The 25,108-nt window shown below is 70.5% G+C and carries 19 protein-coding genes and 2 tRNA genes; 15 read left to right on the top strand and 6 right to left on the bottom strand.

All coding sequences use genetic code 11. From position 1 onward, the window contains the following. Window positions 1-13: 13 nt before the first annotated feature. The 8 genes from J2S41_RS33495 (at window position 14) to J2S41_RS33460 (ending at window position 9,229) form a co-directional block, all read left to right on the top strand. Window positions 14-874, top strand: a complete 861-nt coding sequence (locus J2S41_RS33495; protein ID WP_310374007.1) for an Fpg/Nei family DNA glycosylase — start codon at window positions 14-16, stop codon at window positions 872-874. A gap of 284 nt (window positions 875-1,158) precedes the next feature. Beyond that, complete coding sequence (locus J2S41_RS33490) at window positions 1,159-2,769, top strand: sugar transferase (protein WP_374728194.1); 1,611 nt, start codon at window positions 1,159-1,161, stop codon at window positions 2,767-2,769. Between the two features lie 40 nt (window positions 2,770-2,809). Continuing rightward, window positions 2,810-4,018 (top strand): sensor histidine kinase, encoded by a 1,209-nt coding sequence (locus tag J2S41_RS33485; protein ID WP_310374003.1) that lies wholly within the window; start codon window positions 2,810-2,812, stop codon window positions 4,016-4,018. Continuing rightward, on the top strand, window positions 4,015-4,770 hold the full coding sequence (locus tag J2S41_RS33480) for a LytR/AlgR family response regulator transcription factor (RefSeq protein WP_310374001.1): 756 nt from the start codon (window positions 4,015-4,017) through the stop codon (window positions 4,768-4,770). Before J2S41_RS33485 ends, J2S41_RS33480 begins: the two co-directional genes overlap by 4 nt. A 1-nt stretch (window position 4,771) precedes the next feature. Beyond that, window positions 4,772-5,146, top strand: coding sequence for a DUF485 domain-containing protein (locus J2S41_RS33475; protein WP_310374000.1), 375 nt, complete (start codon window positions 4,772-4,774; stop codon window positions 5,144-5,146). 61 nt (window positions 5,147-5,207) lie between these two features. Then, window positions 5,208-6,839, top strand: coding sequence for a sodium/solute symporter (locus J2S41_RS33470; RefSeq protein WP_310373998.1), 1,632 nt, complete (start codon window positions 5,208-5,210; stop codon window positions 6,837-6,839). 660 nt (window positions 6,840-7,499) lie between these two features. Continuing rightward, window positions 7,500-8,693 (top strand): CynX/NimT family MFS transporter, encoded by a 1,194-nt coding sequence (locus J2S41_RS33465; protein ID WP_310373996.1) that lies wholly within the window; start codon window positions 7,500-7,502, stop codon window positions 8,691-8,693. After that, on the top strand, window positions 8,690-9,229 hold the full coding sequence (locus J2S41_RS33460; RefSeq protein WP_310373995.1) for a YbhB/YbcL family Raf kinase inhibitor-like protein: 540 nt from the start codon (window positions 8,690-8,692) through the stop codon (window positions 9,227-9,229). Before J2S41_RS33465 ends, J2S41_RS33460 begins: the two co-directional genes overlap by 4 nt. A gap of 70 nt (window positions 9,230-9,299) precedes the next feature. Here the strand turns inward: J2S41_RS33460 and J2S41_RS33455 are convergent, their stop codons facing one another. Beyond that, entirely contained in the window at window positions 9,300-10,010 is a 711-nt protein-coding gene (locus J2S41_RS33455; RefSeq protein WP_310373993.1) for a class I SAM-dependent methyltransferase, read from the bottom strand. A gap of 258 nt (window positions 10,011-10,268) precedes the next feature. Between J2S41_RS33455 and J2S41_RS33450 the strand changes: the two genes are divergently transcribed. Beyond that, the gene (locus J2S41_RS33450; RefSeq protein ID WP_310373991.1) at window positions 10,269-12,131 is read left to right on the top strand and encodes a DUF6311 domain-containing protein; all 1,863 of its coding nucleotides are present in this window, start codon (window positions 10,269-10,271) and stop codon (window positions 12,129-12,131) included. A 94-nt stretch (window positions 12,132-12,225) separates the two neighbouring features. Here the strand turns inward: J2S41_RS33450 and J2S41_RS33445 are convergent, their stop codons facing one another. After that, on the bottom strand, window positions 12,226-13,023 hold the full coding sequence (locus J2S41_RS33445; protein ID WP_310373989.1) for a hypothetical protein: 798 nt from the start codon (window positions 13,021-13,023) through the stop codon (window positions 12,226-12,228). Window positions 13,024-13,465: 442 nt separating this feature from the next. On the opposite strand from J2S41_RS33445, the gene J2S41_RS33440 reads away from it, so the two are divergent. Next, a complete protein-coding gene (locus tag J2S41_RS33440; RefSeq protein WP_310373988.1) occupies window positions 13,466-14,992 on the top strand; it encodes a peptide deformylase in 1,527 nt (508 codons plus the stop codon). On the opposite strand, the gene J2S41_RS33435 is transcribed toward J2S41_RS33440, so the two are convergent. Then, window positions 14,986-16,098: a globin domain-containing protein gene (locus tag J2S41_RS33435; RefSeq protein ID WP_310373986.1), complete on the bottom strand. Its 1,113-nt coding sequence runs from the start codon at window positions 16,096-16,098 to the stop codon at window positions 14,986-14,988. The genes J2S41_RS33440 and J2S41_RS33435 overlap by 7 nt on opposite strands. A 107-nt stretch (window positions 16,099-16,205) precedes the next feature. Between J2S41_RS33435 and J2S41_RS33430 the strand changes: the two genes are divergently transcribed. After that, a complete protein-coding gene (locus tag J2S41_RS33430) occupies window positions 16,206-16,976 on the top strand; it encodes a CPBP family intramembrane glutamic endopeptidase (RefSeq protein WP_310373985.1) in 771 nt (256 codons plus the stop codon). A gap of 863 nt (window positions 16,977-17,839) precedes the next feature. Here J2S41_RS33430 and J2S41_RS33425 read toward each other — a convergent pair. Further along, the gene (locus J2S41_RS33425; protein WP_310373984.1) at window positions 17,840-18,547 is read right to left on the bottom strand and encodes an EcsC family protein; all 708 of its coding nucleotides are present in this window, start codon (window positions 18,545-18,547) and stop codon (window positions 17,840-17,842) included. A gap of 1,018 nt (window positions 18,548-19,565) precedes the next feature. Between J2S41_RS33425 and J2S41_RS33420 the strand changes: the two genes are divergently transcribed. Next, window positions 19,566-19,655 (top strand) — tRNA-Ser (locus J2S41_RS33420). Between the two features lie 44 nt (window positions 19,656-19,699). Beyond that, window positions 19,700-19,772 (top strand) — tRNA-Arg (locus J2S41_RS33415). Between the two features lie 102 nt (window positions 19,773-19,874). Here the strand turns inward: J2S41_RS33415 and J2S41_RS33410 are convergent. Together J2S41_RS33410 and J2S41_RS40025 are read right to left on the bottom strand one after the other, a co-directional pair. Next, window positions 19,875-21,290, bottom strand: a complete 1,416-nt coding sequence (locus tag J2S41_RS33410) for a tyrosine-type recombinase/integrase (protein ID WP_310373983.1) — start codon at window positions 21,288-21,290, stop codon at window positions 19,875-19,877. A gap of 404 nt (window positions 21,291-21,694) precedes the next feature. Further along, complete coding sequence (locus J2S41_RS40025) at window positions 21,695-22,621, bottom strand: helix-turn-helix domain-containing protein (RefSeq protein ID WP_510183743.1); 927 nt, start codon at window positions 22,619-22,621, stop codon at window positions 21,695-21,697. A gap of 164 nt (window positions 22,622-22,785) precedes the next feature. On the opposite strand from J2S41_RS40025, the gene J2S41_RS33400 reads away from it, so the two are divergent. Both J2S41_RS33400 and J2S41_RS33395 read left to right on the top strand, forming a co-directional pair. Continuing rightward, window positions 22,786-24,021 carry a ricin-type beta-trefoil lectin domain protein gene (locus tag J2S41_RS33400; RefSeq protein WP_310373979.1) on the top strand — a complete coding sequence of 412 codons (1,236 nt, stop codon included), beginning with the start codon at window positions 22,786-22,788 and terminating at the stop codon, window positions 24,019-24,021. Window positions 24,022-24,097: 76 nt separating this feature from the next. Beyond that, window positions 24,098-24,892: a hypothetical protein gene (locus J2S41_RS33395; protein WP_310373978.1), complete on the top strand. Its 795-nt coding sequence runs from the start codon at window positions 24,098-24,100 to the stop codon at window positions 24,890-24,892. The last annotated feature ends 216 nt before the right edge of the window (window positions 24,893-25,108 follow it).

Genomic DNA, 25,108 nt, shown 5'->3' with positions numbered 1-25,108 from the left:
TACCGTTCTAGACGTGCCAGAGTTACCGGAGGTGGAAGCGCTCGCCGCGTACCTTCGCGAGCGCGCGGTCGGTCACACGGCCGACCGCCTGGAGGTCGTCGCCATCAGCGCGCTCAAGACGTACGACCCGCCGCCGTCCGCGGTCGCCGGGCTGGAGCTGACCGACGCGGGCCGGCACGGCAAGTTCCTGGACGTCACGTTCGGCGGCGAGCTGCACCTGGTGGTGCACCTCGCCCGGGCCGGCTGGCTGCACTACCGCGACGCGTTCCCGGCCGCCACGCCGCTGAAGCCGGGCAAGGGCCCGATCGCGGTGCGGGTGCGGCTGGACGACGGCTCCGGCTTCGACCTGACCGAGGCCGGTACGAAGAAGAGCCTCGCGGCGTACCTGGTGCGTGACCCGGCGGAGGTGCCGGGCGTGTCCCGGCTCGGCCCGGACGCGCTCGCGGTCGACCTGGAGACGTTCACCGCGCGGATCACCAGCCGGCGCGGGCAGATCAAGGGCGTGCTCACCGATCAGGAGATCCTGGCCGGCATCGGCAACGCGTACTCCGACGAGATCCTGCACGTGGCGAGGCTGTCGCCGTTCGCGCTGACGAACAAGCTGTCCGAGGAGCAGATATCCCGGCTGTTCGAGGCGATGCGGTCGGTGGAGACGGACGCTGTCACCCGATCGGTGGGGCAGCGGGCCGCGGAGCTGAAGGGTGAGAAGCGCTCGGGCTTCCGCGTGCACGCGCGCACCGGGTTACCGTGCCCGGTCTGCGGCGACACGGTGCGTGAGGTCTCCTTCGCGGACACGAGCCTTCAGTACTGTCCCACGTGTCAGACCGGGGGCAAGCCGCTCGCCGATCGCCGACTTTCTCGAATCGTGCGATAAATCTCCACAGTAATCGCTCGTACCCTCAGGGTGACCTGCGAGGACTTCCCAACGCCCAGGAGATGAACAATGCGATTGCAACCCGCGAAGGACGCGCATGGGCGGCCTTCCGCAGGCCCCATTCGTCGGTATAGTGTCCCGGTCTCACGCACTGAAGCGAGGAGCCATCGGCCGTCAGGCCGGTGCCGGTTTCCCGGACCGAGCGACGGAGCGTAATGTCTGCCGGGTCACCGCCACGTCCCGGGAGTCATGGGAAACTGGTGCGGTGGGCTTCCCATGGCCCGATGGGCGGGTGGGAAGCACCTGTCACGCGGGAGGACGTAGGTGAGGTGACGACGAGCCTCCAACGCCCGGTCGTCAACACAGGCCGGAGCAACAGCGTGCCCCAGTACGACGAGTTCGAGATTCAACCGACTCCGCCGGAGCGGCCCACGAACGGGGTTCCGCGCTCGGCCTGGACGAGGGCGAAACGCACCGTCTCCCGGTGGCACCGGCCGTACACGGTTCTGCTGCTCCTCCTCGACTTCGGCGCCGCGGCGATAGCCAGCCTGATCGCCGTCTCGCTGTTCGAGCAGGCGGCATCGGGCTTCCAGGACCCGGACAACGGCGAGCCGTGGTTCCAGGCCGTGGCGTACGTGCTGCTGCCGCTCGGATGGCTGGTCGTGCTGTGGGCCAACGGTGCCTACGACCGCCGCTACCTCGGCCTCGGCACCGATGAGTTCAAACGGGTGACCCGCGCCTCGGTGACGGTCGCGGCGAGCGTGTCGTTCATCGCGTTCGCCACCAAGACCGACCTGTCCCGGCTCTCGGTCGCCACCGCGCTGGTCGGCGCCACGATCCTGATCCTGTTCGCCCGGTACGTGGCACGTCTGGTCCTGCACGTCTCCCGCCGCCGGTTCGGCGCCGCCGCCCAGCGGATGGTGCTGCTCGGCACACTGCCGGAGACGCTTGAGGTCTACACCGCGGTCACCCGCAGCCCGGCCGCCGGCCTGGTGCCGGTCGCGATCCACCTGACCGACGGCTACGCCGCCGCGAAGGGCCTGGAGACGCCGGTCCCGGTGCACGCGGGCAAGGACGTGCTGGCGCTGGTCCGCGAGGTGGGTGCGGACACGATCGCGTTCTGCGGCTCGGCCAGCGCGGAGCCGGGCGAGCTGCGCCGCCTGGCCTGGCAGCTCGAGGGCACCGGCATCGACCTGGTGGTGGCGCCGCAGCTGACCGACATCGCCGGTCCGCGCGTGCACATCCGGCCGATCGAGGGTCTGCCGCTGCTGCACGTGGAGGAGCCGACCATCTCCGGCCTCGGGTGGCTGGCGAAGAACCTGATGGACCGGGTCGCGGCCGGCCTGGGCCTGATCCTGCTGTCGCCGCTGCTGCTGGCGATCGGCATCGCGATCAAGATCTCCGATCCGGGCCCGGCGTTCTTCCGGCAGTCGCGGGTGGGTCACGAGGGCAAGACGTTCAAGGTCTGGAAGTTCCGGACCATGTACGTCGACGCCGAGGAGCGGCTCGCCTCGATGAAGGACCTGAACGAGACGGACGGCCTGCTTTTCAAGGTCAAGAACGATCCGCGCGTCTTCCCGGCCGGCCGGTTCCTGCGGGCCAGCTCGCTGGACGAGCTGCCGCAGCTGATCAACGTGCTGTTCGGCGAGATGTCGCTGGTCGGCCCGCGCCCGCTGCCGGCCGACGACGGTGACTTCCTCGGCGACGTGCGGCGGCGGCTGCTGGTCCGCCCCGGCATCACCGGGCTGTGGCAGGTCTCCGGCCGCTCCGACCTCTCCTGGGACGAGGCGGTCCGGCTGGACCTCTACTACGTGGACAACTGGTCGCTCGCCTACGACCTGAGCATCCTGTGGCGCACGGTCGGCGTGGTCATCGCGCGCAAGGGCGCCTACTAGAAGACTGTACAAATCTTGCCCCCACCGTCAGGATCTGGCGGTGGGGGCAAACTTGTCTACGGCCGCGTCCGTGCTCGTGCTGATCAGCGCGCTGGCCGCCGCGGTCGCCGCCGTCATCCGGCTGCGGCAGCGGCGCGCCATCGCGACCGAGGCGCAGCGGGCGACGTACCAGGTGTTGCACACGGCCGGCATGGCCGCGGAGCCGCTGCGCGCCGGGCTCGACCGCATCAACGCGGCCAAGGCGGTCCGGCACCTGCGCGCGCTGGTCGGCGCGCCCGGCCTCGCGCTGACCGGCGTTGACGGCATGCTCGCGCTGGACGGCCGCGGCGCGCACCACACCGCCCAACTGGCCGCGGCCGGCATCCGCGCCATCGCGCAGAACCGCTCCACCGTGCTCAGCGAGTCCGACCTGCCCTGCGACCGGATGGACTGCGTGGTGCGCGGCGCCGTGGTCGCGCCGCTGACCGGCGCGGACGGCGGCGCGGAGGCCGCGCTGGTCGCGGTCGCGGACGGGCAGCCCGCGCCCGGCCTGGTGCAGGCCACGCTGGAGACCGCGCGCTGGGCCGCCGCACAGCTGGCGCTGGCCGAGCTGGACTCGTCCCGGGAGCGGCTGGCCCGCGCCGAGGTACGGGCGCTGCGCGCGCAGATCAGCCCGCACTTCATCTACAACGCGCTGACCGCGATCGCCTCGTTCGTGCGGACCGACCCGGAACGGGCCCGCGAACTGATCCTCGAGTTCGCGGAATTCACGAGGTACTCCTTCCGGGCACACGGCGAGTTCACTACGCTCGCCGAGGAGTTGCGCTCGATCGATCGTTACCTGACCATCGAGCGTGCGCGCTTCGGGGATCGTCTGCAGGTCCGCCTGCAGATCGCCCCGGAGGTCCTGCCGGTCAGCCTCCCGTTCCTCTGCCTGCAACCGCTGGTGGAGAACGCGATCCGGCACGGCCTTTCGCGCAAGCCCGGCGTCGGCATGGTCAGCATCGAGGCCATCGACGCCGGGGCGGAGTGCCACATCACGGTGGAGGACGACGGGGTCGGCATGGACCCCGCGGTGCTGATAGCCGGGATGGCGGAGGCGGCCGGAGAGTCCGACGACTCCGGCCAGCACGTCGGCCTGTCGAACGTGGATGAGCGGATGCGGTCGGCCTTCGGCGATCAGTTCGGACTGGTCGTCGAGACCGCCCTCGGCGCCGGGATGAAGGTGAGCATGCGAGTGCCGAAGTTCCACCCGGGGGTGCGCGCGTGACCGCGTTCCTGCGGGTGCTCGCGGTCGACGACGAGCCGCCCGCGCTCGACGAACTCGCCTACCTGCTGCGCACCGACCCGCGGGTGGCCCGCGTGCACACCGCGGGCGACGCCACCGAGGCGCTGCGCCTGCTCCGGGACACCGATGTGGACGCGGTCTTCCTGGACATCCGCATGCCCGGGCTGGACGGCATGGAGCTGGCCCGGGTGCTGCGCCGGTTCGCCCGCCCGCCCGCGATCGTGTTCGTGACCGCGTACGACGACGGCGCGGTCGACGCGTTCGACCTCGGCGTGACCGACTACGTGCGCAAGCCGGTCCGCACCGAGCGGCTGGCCGAGTCGCTGCGCCGGGTCGCCGAGGCCCGGGTGATCCCGGCCCAGCGTGCCGCGATGGCGCGCGGCGAGGACGACCCGACCATCCCGGTCGAGCTGGCCGGCACCACGCGCATGCTGCCCCGGTCCGCGGTTCGCTGGGTGGAGGCGCAGGGCGACTACGCGCGGCTGCACACCGCGGACGGCTCGCACCTGGTCCGGGTGCCGCTGGCCACGCTCGCCGAACGCTGGGCCGACGCTGGTTTCGTCCGGATTCACCGGTCGTACCTGGTGCAGCTGCGCCTGATCGCGGAGCTGCGGCTGGCCAACTCCGGTTACGTCGTGGTGGTGGACGGCAGCGAGCTGCCGGTCTCCCGCCGGCACACGCGCGAGCTGAAGGACCGGCTGGTCCGCGCCGCCAAGCAGGACTGGAACCGCTGACGTGCCCGACCGGCCGGCCCGTGTCCGGGTGGTGCTCGCCGAGGTCGGCCGGCCACGCACCGCCGACCGCGCCCGCACCGACCTGGCCGAGCAGAACCAGGTCGGCGAGGCGCTGCTGCGCGGGCTGATCCGGGCCCAGTTCGCGCTGGCCGTACGCCTGGCCGTGGTGGTCGTGGTCGGGCTCGGCGGGCTGCCGCTGCTGTTCGCGATCGCGCCGTCCGTGACCACCGTCAAGGTCCTCGGCGTGAACCTGCCCTGGCTGCTGCTCGGCGTCGGCTCGTTCCCGTTCCTGGTCGCGGTCGGATGGGCGTACGTGCACCTGGCCGAACGCAACGACCAGGACTTCACCGCGCTGGTCCGGCGGCCGGAGCGATGAGCGAGAAACCATCGGTGCAGCGCCGACCACCCCGGAACCGCGGCGGGGCCGGGAGCCCGGCATGACCCCGAACCCGTACCTGATCCCGACCGTGGTCCTGATGACCGTCGCCACCGTGGCGATCGGCTTCTACGGCCTGCGGCTGGCGCGGACCACCTCCGACTTCCTGGTCGCCTCGCGCATGGTCAGCCCGGCCTGGAACGCGGCCGCGATCGGTGGCGAGTACCTGTCCGCCGCGTCGTTCCTCGGCGTGGCCGGGCTGATCCTGAAGAACGGCGTCGACGTGCTCTGGTACCCGGTCGGCTTCGCGGCCGGATACCTGGCGCTGCTGCTGTTCGTGGCCGCGCCGCTGCGCCGCTCCGGCGCGTTCACGCTGCCCGACTTCTGCGAGCTGCGGCTGGACTCCCGCCGGCTGCGCACGCTCGCCACCGCGTTCGTGGTCTTCATCGGCTGGCTCTACCTGGTCCCGCAGCTCCAGGGCGCCGGCCTCACGCTGGCCACCGTGACCGGCGCACCCTACGCGCTCGGCGCCGTGCTGGTCAGCGCCGTCGTCACCGCGAACGTGGCGCTCGGCGGCATGCGGGCGATCACCTTCGTGCAGGCCTTCCAGTACTGGCTGAAACTCACCGCGCTGGCCGTACCCGTGATCTTCCTGGCCCTGGTCTGGCAGGCCGACGGCCGGCCCGAGGTCACGCCCGCGGACGGGCTCACGTTCCGGCAGGCCACGGTGCTGACCGTGGAGTCGCCGGCCACGCTCACGTTCGCGGACGGCGGCACGCGCACCGTCGCGCCCGGCGACGAGCTGTCCTTCCCGGCCGGCGCGCCGGTCCCGGCCGTCGAGGGCGTCGCGACCGGCCTCGACTGGCTGCTGCCCGGCCGCGGCGGCAGCCTGTTCGGCACGTACTCGCTGATCCTCGCCACGTTCCTCGGCACCATGGGCCTGCCGCACGTGCTGGTCCGCTTCTACACCAACCGCGACGGCGCCGCCGCCCGCCGCACCACGCTCGTCGTCCTGGCACTGGTCGGCCTCTTCTACCTGCTGCCCACGGTCTACGGCGCGCTCGGCCGCGTCTACACCCCCCAGCTGCTGCTCACCGGCGACACCGACGCCGTGGTGCTGCTGCTGCCCGGCGCCGCCCTCGGCCCCGGACTGACCGGCCAGCTGCTCGCCGCCCTGGTCGCGGCCGGCGCGTTCGCCGCGTTCCTGTCCACCAGCTCCGGCCTGCTGACCAGCGTCGCCGGCGTCCTCGCCACCGACGTGATCGGCCGCGGCGGCTCCGTCCCCACGTTCCGCCTGGCCTCGCTGATCGGCGGCGCCGTACCGCTGCTGCTCGCGCTCAACGTCGCCTCGCTGGACGTCTCCCAGGTCGTCGGCCTCGCGTTCGCGGTCGCCGCGTCCAGCTTCTGCCCGCTGCTCGTGCTCGGCATCTGGTGGCGCGGCCTCACCGCCGCCGGCGCCGCCGCGGGCATCCTCACCGGCGGCGGCGCCGCGGTCGCCGCCGTCCTGATCACCGTGCTCGGCCCACCACTGTCCGGCTGGCCCGCCGAGGCCGTCGCCCAGCCCGCCGCCTGGACCGTCCCACTCGCCTTCGCCACCATGATCGTGGTCTCCCTGGCCACCCGCCGCTACATCCCACCCATGGTCGGCGCCACGATGCTCCGCCTGCACGCCCCCGAATCACTACATCTCTAGATTTTCCCGCTCCCGGCGGGCTCACTGTCCGCATGCTCCCGCGGGCAAACCGCGCGGCGCCCTCCGACTCCGCTGGCGCTCCGCTCCGGTCGCCGCGCCGGAGCCGGTCCCGGCGTGGCCCACACCCGCGACCCACCTCCCGGCCCTCCGCTCCCTTCCCGCTCGGCGCCTTCCGCTCTCTTCCCGCGCGGCGCCCTCCGCTCCGCACCCTCCCGCCCCCCGCGACTTCCCGCCGGCCGTTCGGCCCGCTCCCACCAGCGGCTTTGCTCTGCTTACCTACCTCGCCGCGCCGCCCGCCCCACACCCGCCGGCGAGCCGGTAAGCAGAGCAAAGCCGCCCCCGAGGCCTGCCTCGGTGGGTGGCGCCCCGCGTAGGTAAGCAGAGCAGAGCCGCGCCGAGAGCCGCCCGGGCCGGCGCCGGCCGGAGGGTGATGCGGTGGGTAGGTAAGCAGTGCAAAGCCGCTGCGAGAGCTGTGCCGGCGGCTGGGTCATCAGGTGGTGCGGCAGGTTGGTAAGCAGAGCAGAGCCGCGTCGAAGGGCACGTCGCGTGGGGGAGGGGCGGGGAGCTCCCGGTCGTACCGTGGCGGGGTTTGGAGGATTGGTGGAAACGGCGCATGTGGCTGGAATCGCGCCAAGGCGGGCGTGCGGGCAGAATGCGGGGGTGAGCAGAGGCGCCCGCACCGGCATGGTGATCGCCGTGGTGCTGCTCGCCGCCAACCTGCGGCCGGCCGTGGTGGCGGTCTCGCCGCTGCTGTCGGACATTCGCGCGGAGACCGGCCTGTCCAGTGCGGGGGCCGCGCTGCTCACCACGGTGCCGGTGCTGTGCTTCGGGCTGCTGGCGCCGTTCGCGCCGGTGTTGGCCCGCCGGGTCGGGCTGGTTCCGGTGTTGGTGGGGGTGCTGGGCGCGATGACCGTCGGCGGGCTGCTGCGGCTGCCGGAGTCGGTCGTGCTGCTGTTCGCCGGGACCGTGGTGTTCGGCGCGGCCATCGCGGTCGGGAACGTGCTGCTTCCGGTGCTGGTCAAGCGCGAGTTCCCGGACCGGGCCGGCACGATGATGGGGGTCTACTCGGTGTCGCTGTCGGCGGGTGCGGCGCTCGCGGCCGGTACCGCGGTGCCGCTGCTCGCGCTGCTGCGCGACGACTGGCGGACGGCGCTCGCGGTGTGGGCGGTGCCGCCCGCGATCGCGCTGCTGGTCTGGCTGCCGCTGCTGAGCCGGGGCTCGCGGGGGCCGCGACCGGGGACGGCGGCGCCGGGCACGCCGCTGTGGCGCGCGCCGCTGGCCTGGGCGGTGACCGGTTTCATGGGGTTGCAGTCGCTGGTCTACTACGCCACCGTCGCCTGGCTGCCGGAGATCCTGATCGCGTCCGGCAGTGATCAGGCGCGGGCGGGATATGCGCTGTCCGTCTTCAACCTGGTCGGGATCGTGGCGTCGCTGGCCTTCACGGTCACGGTCGGGCGTACCCGGCGGCAGGGCGGATACGCGGTGGGCAGCGCCGTGCTCTACGCGGCCGGGTTCGGTGGCCTGCTGATCGCGCCCGGCCCGCTCGACTTCCTCTGGGCGACGCTGCTCGGCCTGGCCCAGGGCACCACGATCAGCCTCGCGCTGGCCCTCATCCTGCTGCGCATGCCGTCCGCCGGGCACGCCGCGCGGATGTCCGGGATGGCGCAGGGAATCGGTTATCTGCTCGCCGCGGCCGGCCCGGTGCTGGCCGGCGCGGTGCACGACGCGACCGGTGGATGGTCCTGGCCGCTGCTGTTGCTCGGCGCCCTGCTGGTGCCGATGGCGGCCGCCGGTGCCGTGGCCGGCCGCGACGTGGTCCTGAAGGTCCCATCAGAGATTGGAGTCAGATCATGAGCCTGGAGCGCCCGGTCGCCCCGGATCCGTACGACCTTCTCCCGGCCGTCCCCGTCTTCACGCTGACCAGCACGGACATCCAGGACGGCAAGGCACTGGACGACACGTTCGCGCACGACAGCGTGGGCGGCGGGAACCTCTCTCCGCAGTTGAGCTGGTCCGGCTTCCCGGCGGAGACCAAGAGCTTCGTGGTCACCTGCTTCGACCCGGACGCGCCGACCGGCTCCGGCTTCTGGCACTGGGTGGCGGTGAACCTGCCAGCCTCGGTGACCGAGCTGGCGCGTGGTGCGGGGTCGGCCGAGGGCGGTCTGCCGGACGGCGCATTTCACGTCCGTAACGATTACGGCACGCTCTCATATGGTGGTTCGGCACCGCCCGCCGGAGACCGCGAACACCGTTACGTCTTTGCCGTACACGCTGTAGACGTTGATGCACTCGACGTCACTTGGGACGTTTCTCCGGCAGTGGTTGGCTTCAATCTTGCGTTCCATACATTGGCGCGAGCCACACTGCGTTCCACGTATCGGGTGAGTTGAACCGTGAGCTAGGACACAAAAAGCCGGGCCGCCCTTCGGAGAGGGCGGCCCGGCGTCGTCGATAACCCGTTTACTCGGGCACGCGCGCGACCACGAAGACGGACTGGCCGAACGGCGGGCGCACCAGCGACTCGGCCGCCTTGGTGACCGGGAGCACCAGCGAGTCGTAGAACTTCACCATCGGCCCCTCCTTCGGCGTCAGCTTGAAGATGCTGGTCGCGCCGTAGTAGCCGATCAGGCCCAGTGCGTTCGCGTAGTGCAGGATCTCGATCTCGAGACCCGCCTCCTCCATCGCGGCGCGCATGGTCTTCTTCGTGTAGCGGCGCACGTGACCGGTGGCGATGTCGACCGGGCTCATCGCGAACATGAACGCCGGGACGATCAGCACGATCTTGCCGCCGGGGCGCACCAGGCCCTTCATGCAGCGCAGCGCGCCGACGTGGTCCTCGATGTGCTCGAGCACGTTGTAGCTGACCAGGGCGCTGTGCGAGCCGGTGTCGGACGTCGGCAGGAGCATCTCGCGCACCTCGACGTTCGGCGTGTCGGCGAAGCGCTCCTTGAGCTCCACCAGGCGGTCCGGCTCCGCCTCGGTGGCGGTGAACCTCGACACGTGCGGTGCCCACTCGGCGGCGTAGTTACCGATGCCGCTGCCGATCTCGATCGGGTCGTCCCCAAGGTGCGGGATCGCCAGCTCGACGAACCAGCGACGGTGGTTGACCGCCGTCGCAAGACCCTCAAGCACCTCGGACTGGACGCGCTGGTCGCCGGTGAGCTCTGCCATGTGTGGGTTCCCTCATGTGGTGATCCGGATTCAGCGAGACCGCAAGAGTTAACCACTCAACGCCGATGATCGAAAGTTGAGCGGCGCCGCAAGCATGAATTTATGACCTATTTGAGACATGTATCGCACAGGCTACGCGTAGATAACGCAACTGTGATGCTGTCGTGACCATGATCGTCACCAAGACGGGTAACGGTCATCTCGGCCCCAGCTCATGGAGACATACGCGTTATCAAGCTCAGTTAGGCTCGCGTGGCTATGACTATTCAGGACATCGACCCCTCGAACCGGCCTCTCGGGGTGGCCATGCCCTCGGTCGACATCGAAGCCGAGCGGATCCTTCTAGAACAGGATCTGGAACAGTCTTCCGGCCTGCGCTCGCCGCGGTGGCGCGCGCGCCTGCTGGATGTGGCCGCGGTCGCGAGCATCGCGCTGATGGCGTTCCTGGTCACCCGCACCGTCTGGTTCCATCCGGACCACGAGCTGGTCAACGCGCAGGACCAGGCGTTCTTCGAGTGGATGCTGGCGCACGGCGCGCGCGTCGTCACCGACTTCGCCTACCCGTTCGTGTCGTACCAGGTGAACGTGCCGTTCGGCATCAACCTGATGGCGAACACGTCGGTCCTGGCCGTCTCCATCCCGATGACGCCGATCACGCTGGCCTTCGGCCCGCACATCGCGTTCAACGTCTTCCTCACCGGCGCGCTGCTGCTGACCGGCCTCTCCTGGTACTACGTGCTGTCCCGGCACCTCGTCACCTCGAAGGTCGCGGCCTGGGTCGGCGCGCTGTTCGCCGCGTTCGCGCCGAGCATGGTGGCGCACGCCAACGGCCACCCCAACATCATCTCGCAGTTCCTGATCCCGCTGATCATCTGGCGGACGCTCTGCCTGGTGGAATCCGGACGGGCGGTCCGTAACGGCGCGCTGCTCGGTCTGCTGATCGTCTGGCAGGCCTTCATCAACCTCGAGATCCTGTTCATGACCGCGGTCGGCGTCGGGGTCTTCGTGACGATCGTGGGCCTGAGCGCGGCGGAGCACCGCCGGCACTTCAAGACCTTCGTCGCCGGGCTGGGCGTGACCGCGGCCCTGTCGCTGACGCTGCTGGCGTACCCGCTGTACATCCAGTTCTTCGGCCCGCAGGCGTACCACGGTCTCGCGCACGACATCCGCAACTTCGGCGCCGACCTGGCGTCGTACTGGAACTACTCGCGCCGCTCCATCGCCGGTGACTGGAAGACGGCGATGTACATGACGCAGAACTCCTCCGAGGAGAACGCGTTCTTCGGCTGGGGCATCCCGGTCCTCTTCGTGGGCCTGGTCGTCTGGATGCGCCGCAGCCGGGTGGTGATCGGCCTGGCCTCCGTCGCGCTGCTCTTCGCGCTGATGTCGCTCGGCCCGGTGGTCCGCTACATCGGCGAGGACACCGGCGTGGCCGGCCCGTGGTCGCTGCTGCACGGCGTGCCGATCCTCAACTCGGTGGTGCCCACCCGGTGGGCGCTCGCGGTCGCGCCGGTGATCGCGGTCCTGCTGGCGCTCGGTGTGCAACGAGCCAACGGGCTGGTGCTGGACCGGCCGAAGGCGGTGCTGCCGGTCCGGCTGGCCACCACGGTGCTGCTCTCCCTGGCGCTCATCCCGATGTTCCCGACGCCGCTGCTGACCCAGCCGATGATGCCGACGCCCGCGTTCATCACGAACGGCACCTGGCGGGAGTACGTCGACGCCGACCACACGGTGGTCACGCTGCCGCTACCGGACGCCACGTTCCCGGCGGCCGCCCGCTGGTCCGCGATCACCGGCAACGACATGCGGCTGCCGCGCGGCTACGGCCTCTACCGCAACCCGGTCGACGGCACCGGCGCGTTCGCCGCGCCGCCGACCGCGACGAGCCAGTACTTCTACAACCTGTGGGCCGGCTACTGGGTGCCGAAGGTCGACGACACCCGGCGCGCCCAGACGCTCGAGGACCTGCGCTTCTGGGAGGCGGGCCTGGTCGTGCTGCCGCCGCAGACGCACGACATCGAGATGCGGCGCGCGATGAGCGACATCCTGGGCTTCCAGCCCACCTGGGTCGAGGGCGTGTGGATCTGGGACGTGCGGCATCTGACCAGCACGACCAGCTGAGACTCGTTCATACACATGTTCTATCCACAGGCTGTGGACAGGACCTGTGCATGAAAAACCGGCGGGGGTACGTACCCCCGCCGGCTTTTGTTCCTCACTGCTTTATGCAGCAGCCCGAGCACACCTTGGGCGCCGGCAGCGTGAAGGCCAGGCAGCAGGTGCGGCGCTGGACCGTCAGCCGGCCGTCCGCGTCCGGGGCCAGCTCCACCAGGTCGTCGACGCCGAGCGCGCCCAGCAGCGTCTCGATGTTGTCCACGGTGCGGCCGGGCAGCACGTCCGCGGTGCGCAGCACGCCCTGGGCCACGCCGGACGCGAGCGAGCCGAGCAGCGTGCGCGCGCCCACCCGGGCCTGGCCACGCACCCGGTCGAGCAGCGGCGTGAGGTGCTGGTCCAGCAGGGCGCCGCGCAGCATCGCCAGCAGGTCGGTCTCGTCGGCCGCGACCCGGACGCCCGGCCGGCCGGAGACCGCCAGCGGGTCGGTCGGCAGCACCGCGACCTCGATCGACGGGGACAGTCCGACGCGCAGCAGCGGCGCCCGGTCGTCCACCCGGATCAGCGTGTCCGCGGGCCGCAGCAGCGGGACGCGGCGCGCGCCCGCCCAGCCCACCACGGCCGGCAGCGCCACCCAGTACGTGTAGTGCTTCCAGGCCAGCGCCGCGGCCGCGTGCGGCTGCGCGTGCCAGAGCCGGCGGGCCGCGTCGAGCAGCGAGGGCAGCGCGTCGCCGGTGATCAGGTCCGCGCCGGAGATCCAGCCGTCGGGCCGCCGGTGCGCCAGCAGGCCGGGCAGCAGGCTGGGCAGCGGGTACGCCGCACCGAACGCGGCCCGGAGCGTCGCGGTGATCGGCGCGAACGGCTCGGCCGCTGCCGGCCGGTGATGGACGAGCGTGGTCACTCGGCGTCGCCGACCTGGGTGATGAATGAATAACCGTCGGTGATCGGCGCGGGAGTGCTCCGCGGTGGCTCCACACCGGAGCCGGTGAGCCGGATGCATCGCCGCATAGCCGCCGCCACCTCGTTGAATCGTTCGCCGTCGGACCGACGGTTCACCATAGCTCGCTAAGGATAGCCTAACCAGACTTGGCGGCCAGTTCGCCCGCGTGGTTACTCACGATGACCATACCGGTGACACTTTGCGCGTCTCCGCCAACGGCCTGATCATTCCCGCTAAATCGGCATTTAGGCTCCGGCCAGGTCACTGTCGGTATTCGACTTGCTGCGATGTGTGTACGACTGCGCCGGTTTTGTCAAGACTTCTGTCCGTAACGCGCTACTCACTCACGGGTGTTCGGTCGTGCAACGGACACTGGAGCCCCGGGAGCCGAGAAGGACGCGTGATGACTGCACAGCCGACATCGCCGACCTCGCCGCTGGAGCGGGCGGCCGACTCGTTCGCCGCCGAACTGTCCCAGTGGCGTGCCGACCGTGGGATGACGAAGAAGCAGCTGGCCGCGCGGATGGGCTTCGACCCGTCCTACGTCAGCCACGTCGAGGGCCGCCGCCACCGCCCCACCGAGGACTTCGCGCGCCGCGCCGAGGCCGTGCTCGACGCCGGCGGCCGCATCTGGCAGCGCTTCCAGGAGTACGACGAGCTCCGCCACGTCCGCAGCAGCGGCCTGACCCACCGCGACCCGCCCGTGCCCGAGCAGTGGCTGCCGCCCGGCACCGGCCTGGTCGTCGAGCAGGAGATCGCCGAGCTGCGCTACGCCGACGGCGAGTACCGGTGCGTGATCCGCCGCGCGCTCTACAACGCCGGCACCGAGCCGGTCACCCGCTACATGGTCAAGGTCGCGGTCGACCGCTATCCCGGCGACCCGGACCGCTCCAACCGGCACCACCGCGACCACCCGCTCTCCTTCGAGGAGCTGCGCCTCACCGCGTTCTGGGGTGCGCCGTACGCGCGGGAGCCGATGCGCTGGCGGAAGAAGCGCGACCGGGACGCGGACAAGGAGCTGTGGCTGCTGTTCGAGAACGACAACGGCCGGTTCCCGCTCTACCCCGGCCAGCGGACCACCATCGAGTACGCGTACTCGGTCGCCGAGGAGAAGTGGGGCCAGTGGTTCCAGCGCGCGGTCCGGCTGCCCACCCGGCAGCTCACGGTCCGGCTGGACTTCCCCGCCGACCTCGACCCCACCGTGTGGGGCGAGGAGACGTCGCTGTCCGCGGAGGAGGCGCCGCTGCGCACGCCGTTCACCCGGCACGAGGAGGACGGCCGCGCGGTCTTCGAGTGGTCCACCGAGGAGCCGCCGCTCAACGCGCGCTACAAGCTGTCCTGGCGGTTCCGCGGCAGCGCCGCGCCGGCCGTCGGCGACCGGGCCGGTGACCGCATGCGCGCGGCCGGCATCGTGCAGCGCGGCGACCCGCGGCTCACCGAGCCCGCCCGCCAGCTCGTCCTGCCGGAGCAGGGCAGGGAGGCGCGTGACGTGGTCGAGCAGCTGCACCGGGCGGCCGGCCGGATCGAAGCGCTGCACGACTTCCGCAAGGGCATGGGGCTCGCCGCGCCGCAGCTCGGCCTGCCGGTCGCGGTCGCGCTGATCCGGCCGCCGAACCCGGGCGCGGAACCGCTGGTGCTGCTCAACCCCCGGGTGGTCATCGAGTCGGCGGAGACCGACGTGCAGTACGAGGGATGCCTGTCCTTCTTCGACGAGCGCGGCGCGGTCCGCCGCCCGCTGCGCATCCAGGTCGAGCACGACCGCTGGGACGGCACCCGCGTGGTCAGCACGTTCGAGCGGGCGATGGCGCGCCTGGTCGCGCACGAGATCGACCACCTGGACGGCCGGCTCTACCTGGACCGCATGCCGCCCGGCGCCCGCCCGGTCGCGATCGAGGAGTACCAGGACGGCGGGCTGCCCTGGCGCTATTGAACGCCGAACGCGTCATACCGGATGCGGGCCGCCGGCACGTCCAGCGTGGCGAGCGTGGCCAGCGTGGCGTGCACCATCCCGGACGAGCCGGCCACGTAGAAGTCGTGGTCGCTCCACGGCCCGTACCGTCCGACGATCTCCGACACGTTCCCGTGCTCACCGTCGAAGCCCGCGTCCCGGCTGCACGCCGGCACCAGTGACACCCACGGATGCTGGGCCGCGATCGCGCGCAGCTCCGGCAGGTCGTAGAGATCCTCCCGGGTGCCGCCGCCGAAGAACACGTGCACCCAGCGCGTCCGGTTGTACCGGGTCAACTCCTCCAGCAGCGCCTTGATCGGCGCCAGCCCGGTGCTGCCCGCCACGCACACGATGTCCCGGGTCGACCGGCGGTCCAGCGTCATCGAGCCCATCGGCGCCGCCAGCCGCAGCAGGTCACCGGCGCGCACCCGGCGGACCAGCGCGCCGGACACCCACCCGGTGCTGCGTGCCCGCACGTGGAACTCCAGCGTCTGATCCCGGCGCGGCGCGTTCGCCATCGAATAGTTCCGCCACACCCTCGGCTGGTACGCCGGGCACTCCACGCTCACGTACTGACCGGCCCGGTACTCCAGCGCCTGCCCGGGCAGCACCGTGATCACCGCCACGTCCCGCCCGCGCCGCTCGTGACTGAGCACCTCCGCCACCCAGAACGCCGGACTGGTCTCCGCTGCGGCCGCCTCGATCATCTTTCGCGCGATCAGCTCGTACCCGTCCCGCCACGCCCGCTCGAACTCCGGCGTCCACCGTTCCCCCGCGAACGTCCGCAACGACTCCAGCAGCGCGTCGCCGACCACCGCGTAGTGCTCCGCCTCCACCTGGTACTTCCGATGGTCCCGGCCCAGATCCCGCAGATACCCGTCCAGCCGCTCCGGCTCGTCCAGGTTCTGCACCGCCGTCACTATCGCGCCCAGCAGCCGCGCCCGCTGCACGTCCATCTGCACCGGGAACAGGTCCCGAAGCCCCGGACAGGAGAGGAAGATCCGCGCGTAGAAGTACCCCGCGAGCTTGTCCTGCCGCTCCTCGACCAGGGCCCAGCTCTCCTTCAGCAGGTGCGACAGGTCACCCATCGGCCCTCCGTGCTCCCTCAGCCGGCCTGCCCGCGATCGTCTGACCTCGCGCGGCGGCCCGGCCGGACGCACTGTGCGACCGGACACGGATGGGGCACAGTATGTGGGTGACCGCGCCGCTCACCGCCCCCGACGACCTCGCCCACCGCGACCGGACGATCAAGGCGGAGCTGCTGATCGTCTTCGGCCTCTCCCTCGGCCAGTCCGCGGTCTTCTCCCTGGTCAACATCGTCGCCCGGCTCACCGCGTCCACGCCGCTGTCCGCGCAGACGTCCACGCTCAACCCCGCCGCGTCCGACCGCCCATACCTGGACCTCACCCTCCAGCTGCTGCGGATCGTCTTCGCCCTGATGCCGGTCGCGCTCGCCCTCCACCTGCTCGCCCGCGAACGCGCCGCCTCACTCGGCCTCGACTTCCGCCGCCCGCTTTTCGACCTCGGCTCCGGCGCCGCACTCGCCGCCGGCATCGGCATCCCCGGCCTCGGCCTCTACCTGGTCGCCCGCGAACTCGGTCTCAACACCACGGTCGTCGCCTCCGCGCTGAACGACACCTGGTGGACCGTCCCCGTGCTCATCCTCGCCGCCGCCAAGAACGCCATCCTCGAAGAGGTCCTGGTCGTTGGCTACCTGATGCGCCGCCTCGAACACCTGCGCTGGCGCATCCCCGCCATCATCCTCACCAGCTCCGTCCTCCGCGGCTCCTACCACCTCTACCAGGGCTTCGGCGGCTTCATCGGCAACATCGTGATGGGCGTCGTCTTCTCCCTCTTCTACCTCCGCGTCAAGCGCGTCATGCCACTGATCGTCGCCCACACGCTGCTCGACATCGTCGCCTTCGTCGGCTACGCCCTCCTGGCCCCTCACGTCTCCTGGATCTGAGGCCTATAGAAACTGCGCAAAAGCCGCTTTTCCCACTACCGGCGTGGTCGCTGTGGGCTTGCTCCCGCGGGCAAACCTCGCGCCGGCTCCGCCGCCGCTCCACCGCCGCATCGGAGCCGGTCCCGTCGTTGGTTCCCCAACCCCACGCCCGCCACGCCGCCCCGCCACACCCGGCCGCGCGTCCCGGCCCCGTCGTCGCTTCGCCCCCGCTCGGCCTGCCCGGCCCGCTGCCGTGCACGCCCACCGGCATCGAGGCGCTGCTCCCCCGTCCCACCTGCCACGGACGTCACTCGCCTTGCGCTGCACTCTCATCGAGCGATTCCCAAGCCATGACCGGCGACGTGGACATCTGTAGTCCCCCGCCGCCCTGTCTGATATTTCGGATATGGGCAAAGCTCGTCGTCCTCGTCGCGGCTGACGGCGACGGCTATCGCTGGCCGGCCGAAGAGCGGCACCGCGGATCGCGGGGAGCGGTCCGCGAGCCGCGGTTGCCCGATCGTGGACCGGACCCGGCTGCGGGCTCGGTTCGGCTGCGGGCTCGGTTCGGCTGCGGGCTCGGTCCGGCTGCGGCCTCGGTCCGGCTGCGGCCTCAATTCAGCTGCAGCCTTGGTCCGGCTGCGGCCTTGGTTCGGCTGCGGCCTCGGTCCGCCCTTGGTTCGGCTGCGGCCTTGGTCCGGCCTCGGTCCGGCTGCGGCCTCGGTCCGGCCTCGGTCCGGCTGCGGCCTCGGTCCGGCTGCGGCCTCGGTCCGGCTGCGGCCGGGGGATACAACCGCAGTCGCACCCCGGCGCCGCTCGCGGCCATGGCGCACCGCACATCGGTCGCAGTCGCTATGCGGACGCGGTCTTCGGTTCGCGGAGGGGCTTCACATCGTGCGGGTCAGCCCTCGGTAGTGGGCGATCGCGCGAGCGGCCAGCAGATCGGTGGCCGCGGCGTCGGTCAGCGCGGCCACCAGGACCGCTGCGCCCGGGATCAGCCGGGCCGCCGTCCGGAGGGCCAGCCAGCCGCCGATCCGGGCGGCCAACGGCGTGGCCAGCCGCCACACGCCCTCGAGTGGATGCGCGCGCAGCAGCCCGCCGCCGTGCTCGCCGGCCGCGTTGTCCAGCGCCGCGCGGGCGCTCTCCCGGCTCGCGTGCAGGCGCAGCAGCACCAGCAGGTCCACCGCCCGCTCCGGATCGACCGGGTCGGCACCGTAGGCCGCGGCCACCCGCAACACCGCCGACGCCTGCACCCACGCCACGGACGCGTACTCGACGAACGGCGCGTACCCACCGGTCGTACCCGCCAGCACGCCGGTCGCGGCGGAGATCCGTGCCGACCGCATCGTGGCCAGGCGCGCCAGCCCGTCCGCGTCCGCCGCCGGATAGAGCTCCCGCGTCCGCTGCGCCCACTCGCGCGCCCGCGGCCCCAGCGTCTCCACCGCCGCCAGCGCCAGCAGTTCCCCGGCGTGCCCCGGCCGCTCCAGAATGCTCGCCCGCACCCCCGCCGCCGTGACCTGGGCGTGGACCGGAGCCTCCGCCTCGGGCCGCGCCTGAACCAGAGCCGAGGTTTCCGCCTCGGCCGTGTCTTCCATTCGTTTCTCGTCCGACTCCGGAACCAGTACGTCCTCTGTGGGCATGCCCTCAGCTTCCACCAGCGCATCAGCCGAGGCCGCTGTGACTAGCGTCTCTGACGCGGAGTCCTCCCCGCGCGAGGCATCCTCGGGTTCCACCGTTCGAGACTCCACCACCGGAGACTCCGCCTGGGGCACACCCGCGACCGGGGACTCCACGGGCGACCCCGTCGCCCCGGTCAGCCCCGCCACTTCGGCAACCTCGGCCTCGGCCGGGCTCTCCGGCTGCACGAGGACCGGCTCGGAGCGCTTCGCCGTGCTGGCTCTGCGAGGCGAGACCGCCTTCCGCGCCGCCTTGGCCGCCTTGGCCGCTTTGGCTGCCTTGATCGGCTTGATCGGCTCGACCGGCTCGACCGGGTCCGCCTCGGCCTCCCGGCCCGGCGCGGTCGCTCCACCGTCCGCCGCCTCCGGACTCTGCGCCGGCGAGGCCTTCGCCGCTGACGACGCCCTGCGCGGAGCCGGCGCCTTCGGGCCCGCCCCCGCGGACTTGCCCCCAGCGGCCGCCTTCCGCGCCGGCGATTTACGCACCGGCGGCGTGGGCACCGTCACATCACTGATTTCCGGCGGGTCCGCGTGCTCGTTCCGTACCCCCGAAGGCTCTTGATCTTTAGCCTCATCACCCGCCGTGACCTGCGGCGGAACCGGCGGCCGGAACGTGACCGCCGGCGGCGGCGCCTTGCGCGGCGACTTCTCGCGCTCCGCCTCCGCCCGGTCCGATTCCGCGGCTCGGAACGGCGCCTGCGAGGGCCGCGCCCGAGGTTTCACCCGCTTCGCCGGCCGCCGCGGTTCGGTGCCGCGCTCAGTGCCCTCCGCATGGTCCTCCATGCCCAGGTAGCCTAGCTGTTGACCACGATTTTGCAGCTCGGAGACCGTGCCAGGATCTTCGTCGCACCCCCTTCCGGCGTGGCCAGGGAGGTTGCTTTGCCCGCACGGGGACGGGCACGGTATCCTCAACCGGCGGTGGCCCTGGGGCCGCCGAGGAGACTTCGCCTAGTCTGGTCTATGGCGCCGCACTGCTAATGCGGTTGGGGTTAACCGCCCCTCCCGGGTTCGAATCCCGGAGTCTCCGCGCGAAAGTCAGGTGTGTATGCTGACTGAGCAAGCAACGAGCAAGCGCCCGTAGCTCAATGGATAGAGCATCTGACTACGGATCAGAAGGTTAGGGGTTCGAGTCCCTTCGGGCGCACTTCTTCGATCGGGGCCTGAACTGCGGAAACGTGGTTCGGGCCTTTGTCGTTGTCCGACCTTTGTAGAGGTTGGGTGGCGTGTGGGTGGCACATGGGTGTCACTACTTTCCGTGACGGCGCGGGTGTTTGTGGCCTCGTGACCTGCGGCGGTGCGTGGTCTGATCGGGCTTGTCGGCTGGGGTGGTTTGTTTTTCGTCGCGTCCGGCGGGCCGGTTCTTCGCCGCTTTCTGCTTGATTCGTTTCCGGGTGTGGTGGGCTGCCGCGAGGACCAGGGCTGCGGTGGCGTCGGCGCAGCGGCGTTGGGCGTCGGGCAGGACGCTGGTGTAGGTGTCGGCGGTGACGACGATGCTGGAGTGTCCGAGCAGGTCCTGCAGGGTCTTCAGGTCGGCGCCGGCCTCGTGGGCCAGCGACGCGGCGCCGTGTCGCAGGTCGTGCAGCCGGACCGGCGGCAATCCGGCGCGTTCGGTCAGTTTCCGGAACCGGGTGGTAGCGTAGTTCGGGTTGATCGGCTGGCCGTCCTTGCGGGTGAACACGTAGCCGGAGTCGGCCCACGTCATGTTGGCGGCGTGTCGGCGGTCGCGGCGGTCGAGTTGGCGGCGGCGGTGCTGGCGCAGGATCGCGACGGTGTGCTTGTCCAGAGCGACGGCTCTGCGGCCGGCAGCGGTCTTGGGGTCGCCTTCGACGACGTCGTAGCCGGCGGTGGTGCGTTGCCGTTCGACGAACAGCAGCCCGCGGTCGAGGTCGACGGCGGCCCACCGTAGGCCGCAGAGTTCACCACGACGGAGGCCGCGTAGGGCGGCGAGCCACCAGAACGCGAACAGCGAGTCCTCGACGTTGGCTTCCAGGAACGTGGAGAGTTGTTTCGCGGTCCATACCGCGACCGATGGGTGTTCGCCGGTGCGCTGCCATTCCTCGACGCGTCCGTCGGTCCAGACTTGGGCGTGCGGGCGCCGGTAGCCGTGAATCTCGATGTGCCGGGCCGGGTTCGACTCGATCAGCTCCTCGCGGACGGCGAGGTTGAGCGCGGCGCGCAGGGTGGTGCGCAGGTGATTGAGCGCCGACGGGGATTGTGGAAGGCCCTTGGCGTTGGTGGTCTGGGCGATCTCGGCGAACACCGCCCGCAGCAGCGGACCGTCGAGATCAGAGAGCCGGTAGTGGCCGATGCGTGGGATGAGGACGAGTTCGACGTCGCGGGTGTAGTGCAGCCGGGTGGTCGGCCGGATCCGGGTGCGGGTGTCGAGCCAGTGCCGTAGCCACCGTTCGGCGGTCCAGCCGTCACCGCGGCGCCGGGCGGTGTTGTCGGCCAAGCGTTCTTCCCGCGCCTGCCGGGCAGCGGCCTGCGACGAGAAACCGCCGCGACGGATGCGTGCGGATCGGCCGAACAGGTTCGGCGCGAAGCACTGGAAGTACCAGGAGCCGTGGCCGCGCTCGGTGAGCCGGGGACAGTTCTGTTCCAGGCGTTTTCCGTGGCTGTTGCGGCATCCGCATCGCTTGAATGTTGCGCTGGTGTTGGTCATAGCCCGGTCTCCTTCGCCATCGACTGCTGCCTTTGATGGTGAGGGGAGATACGCGGCCGGAGGGTCACCCGGCGGAGGGATAAGGCGCGCGTATCGACGGCTGACCGATCAGGTTGAGCACGGTGTCGCCCTGGTGCGTCGAGCGGCCGGACCCGTTGAAAGTCGGGACACGGTGTCCGGGATCGACGTGTCCGGGGTGCCCGCGTCGATCCGGGCGACGCTACTGACCTGCCGGTGGGACGCATAGTGAGCGGCTCGAGACCGGCGGCGGCCGACTCGCCGGGCCGGTGCCACGAATCAACCTGTCGGAGCTGGCGCGCGGGCGGGCGGTGACCACGACGTCGGCGGTGATGACCGTCGGTGATACGGCTGACCTGCCGTGAATGGTCCGGGCGAGGCGCGGTCTAGCGTTTTGTCCTTGTGTTCGGGGCGCGATTGGAGACGATTTGCACGCCGGACAGCTCGAAGAGGCCGCCGTCTTCTGTCTGCCGTTGAGCGATTAGCTCGGCGTAGCGTTGACTGGTGACCTCGATGACGAAATAGATGCGGGGAACACCCACGTTGGCGGGCTTTGAATGGATTCGGTATCGTCCGGTTGGATATTCGATTCGCCATTTCAGATAATAGAGTGTGTGAAAGTCGTGGCCGACTTCATCTAGCTGCACCACGATCCACCGCTCACGACCCGGGGCCGGTGGGCAACCCGGGTCCACGACGATATCGAACGCGACGCTGGAATCCGGTGGCACGCTGAGGCGCGGCTCGGCGCAGGGAGTGGCGGATTCCGGCGCCACAGCGGTAGTCGTTGCCGGCGGTTCGGTTACCGGGGGAGTCTGGTGTTCGCCCCGCATCTGCGTAAGCGCGGCGACGGTGGCGACAGCTACCAGACCTGCTGGCAGGGCCGCAAGGCGAACTCCGCGCCGGGGAAGAACTTGGCGGCGCCGAGGAGTGGCAACGGGAGAGACGGATGCCGACTCACGCTCAGGTTCGGGTGCGGGTGCGGGTGCGGGCCCGTGGTCGGGTGTGGTCTCCCGTTGCGGTCCTCGGGCGCTGGATGCTCGTTGCCAGAGATGGTGCATGCGTGAGGTGTCCGTGCCACATGCCTCGGCCCAACCCAGTGCCTGGTCCACGCCGGGAATGTCTAGGCCGTTGAGCCATCGGCTCACCGAAGTCGACGAGGATCGGGTTACGATGGCCAGCTTCTTCACGGTCAGCCCCGTCTTGTCGCGACCGAGGCGCAGCTCTTGAGCGAGGGCGAAGATCTCGGGTGGGAGAGCGCTGTCGAGAGGCTGTAACGGGGCGGGGCGGCGCCGCCGCGAGGGTTCGGTCATCACGTCAGACCTTCGGTGAGTCCGTTTCATGTCTGGGACGTTCCGGCTGCGCGCGTGGGACGGTTCCGAGATGTGTTTCGGATCGTTCCAGTCGGGACGAGAGGCGGCAATACGCGTCAGGGTGAAAAGGCCGATCACTCATCTCCTGACGGAAGGATGGCGCTATGCGACCGTACGAACGGCTTCACCGTTCCGCGAGTTGGCGGCGTATCGGGGCATTGTCGGCCCTGCTGTTGATCGCCGCGGTGGCGGTGATGCAGCCGGTCGCCGCGTCGGCGGCGGCGGGCCCGACCGGCCCCATCGTCGGAATCGGAGGCAAATGCCTCGACAACAAAGAAGGAAATACCGCTAACGGAAATCCCATCCAACTGTGGGACTGCAGCGGGCTCGCGCGGCAGCAGTGGTCCTTTCCCGGCGACGGCACGATCCGCGTGCAGGGCAATCACTGTCTGGCGGTGAAGAACGCGGGCACGGTCTCGACCACGCCGGTGTGGCTGTGGAACTGCGACGGCGGTCCGGCGCAGATCTGGACCGTGAAGGCCAACGGCACGATCGTCAACAACAACTCCGGTCTCTGTCTGGCGGACAAGGGCGGCGTCACGACCAACGGCAACCCGATCTGGGTGTACACCTGCAACGCCGGACCGGCGCAGTTGTGGAGCACCGGGGCCTTCCCGAAGGACCCGTCGGGAGAGCCACTGCCCGTCGGTGACCTTCCCGGCTGGGACCAGGTGTTCGTCGACGACTTCGCCACCAACGTGCCGCTGGGCAGCTTTCCCGCCGCCGTCTCGAGCAAGTGGACCGCCTACAACGGGTTCAGCGACACCTCGGGCCACGGCACATACAGCCCCGGCAAGGTGATCAGCGTCAACGGCGGGCTGATGAACATGCACCTGCACACCGAGAACGGCACCCACCTCGTCGCCGCACCGCTACCCAAGATCCCAGGACACGCCAGCGCCTACGAGGGGCTCACCTACGGTCGCTACGCCGTGCGGTTCCGGGCTCAGCAGACCGCGAACCTGACCGGTTACAAGACCGCCTGGCTGCTCTGGCCGGACTCCAACGACTGGAACGAGGGGGAGATCGACTTCCCCGAGGGCAACCTCAGCGGCACCATGAACGCCTTCATGCACCACCGGGGCAACCCGCAGGCGCAGGAGGCCTACTCCACTCAGGCCACCTACGCGACCTGGCACACCGCCGTCATCGAGTGGACCCCGCAGAGCGTCCGGTTCATCCTCGACGGCGTCACCATCGGCAACGACACCAACACCGCGTACCTGCCCAACACGCCGATGCACTGGGTGCTGCAGACGGAAACCACGTCCTCCGGCCCGTCGGACACCGCCGCGGGCAACGTCCAGATCGACTGGGTCGCGATCTGGTCCCGCGTCTGACCCATCTCTTCCCGGCGCGCCGGGCCGCTGACCCTGGTCCGCGGCCCGGCCCGCCCGGTACACCCTGGGAGGACTCATGACGGACCACCAGCCATCGACGGCACTCGGAGCCGTCGGCGACCAGCCATCGGCACCACCCGGCTCCGGCGACCGACCGGGCAATAAACGCCGGCAGATCCTCGCCTTCACCGCCGCCTGTGCGCTCATCGTGGCGGCGCCGCTGCTGAATTCCCTACTCCCACCACCGGCGAAAGGAGTCCTGCTGTGTACGGAAGCGGCAGCCGTCACCGGTCTACTCGGATTCTTCATCGTGCAGTGGTGGCGCGGCCGGCCCCGGCCGAGTCACGTCGCCGCCGGGGTGAGCGCAGCCCTGGCCGCGCTAACCCCGATCAACCTGCTCTTCCCACAGACAGTGCCCGCCTACAGTTGGCAAGGCATCAGGTCGAACCTGTTCAGCTACGACCCGTGCGCCACGAGCCGCGGCCAACGCGTCCACCTCACGATCTCCGGCGCGGGACGCCGCCCTACCGCACAACTCGCCGTCGACGGACCCGCGGTACCGAAGGAGACGTTCTGGCTCGTCGTCTTCGCCGAGCGCAGCACCCCACAGATGTACTTCCCGCAACGACAGCCGCTGGCATCAACGCTCACCTCACCAGGGGACCATCACACGACCGTCGAACTCGGCGAGGCTCCGCAGATCGGAAGCAGCCGCCGGATCTCGGTAGTGTGCGCCACCCCGAGCGGGGACCTCGCGCTGCGCGACTACGTCGCCCACCTCAGCGACCCGACATGGAATGACCGCCGACGCGCCCTCCCAGCCGGGACCACCGTCATCTCCAACCAGGTCCACCACGTCCTCCTGGACTGACCTACTCGCCGGTCGACGAGCCCACGGCGACATCACTATCCTCGTGCTCCGCAACAGCGGATTCGATCGAGCGACCGGTTTCCTTAATTCTCAACTCTCGAACGGCGAGGTCGGCAGTGATAAGACTGCCGACCTCGCTCTAATCTCAAGCGCTCACAGCCAGCGCACTTCTAATGCAGACGCACTTGCTCGATAGCGGCCAAGGTCGGTGTGACC

The organism is Catenuloplanes atrovinosus (assembly GCF_031458235.1).
Classification (GTDB): domain Bacteria; phylum Actinomycetota; class Actinomycetes; order Mycobacteriales; family Micromonosporaceae; genus Catenuloplanes; species Catenuloplanes atrovinosus.
Note: the sequence above shows the minus strand (reverse complement) of the source record. Positions and strands in the feature narration are given on the sequence as shown.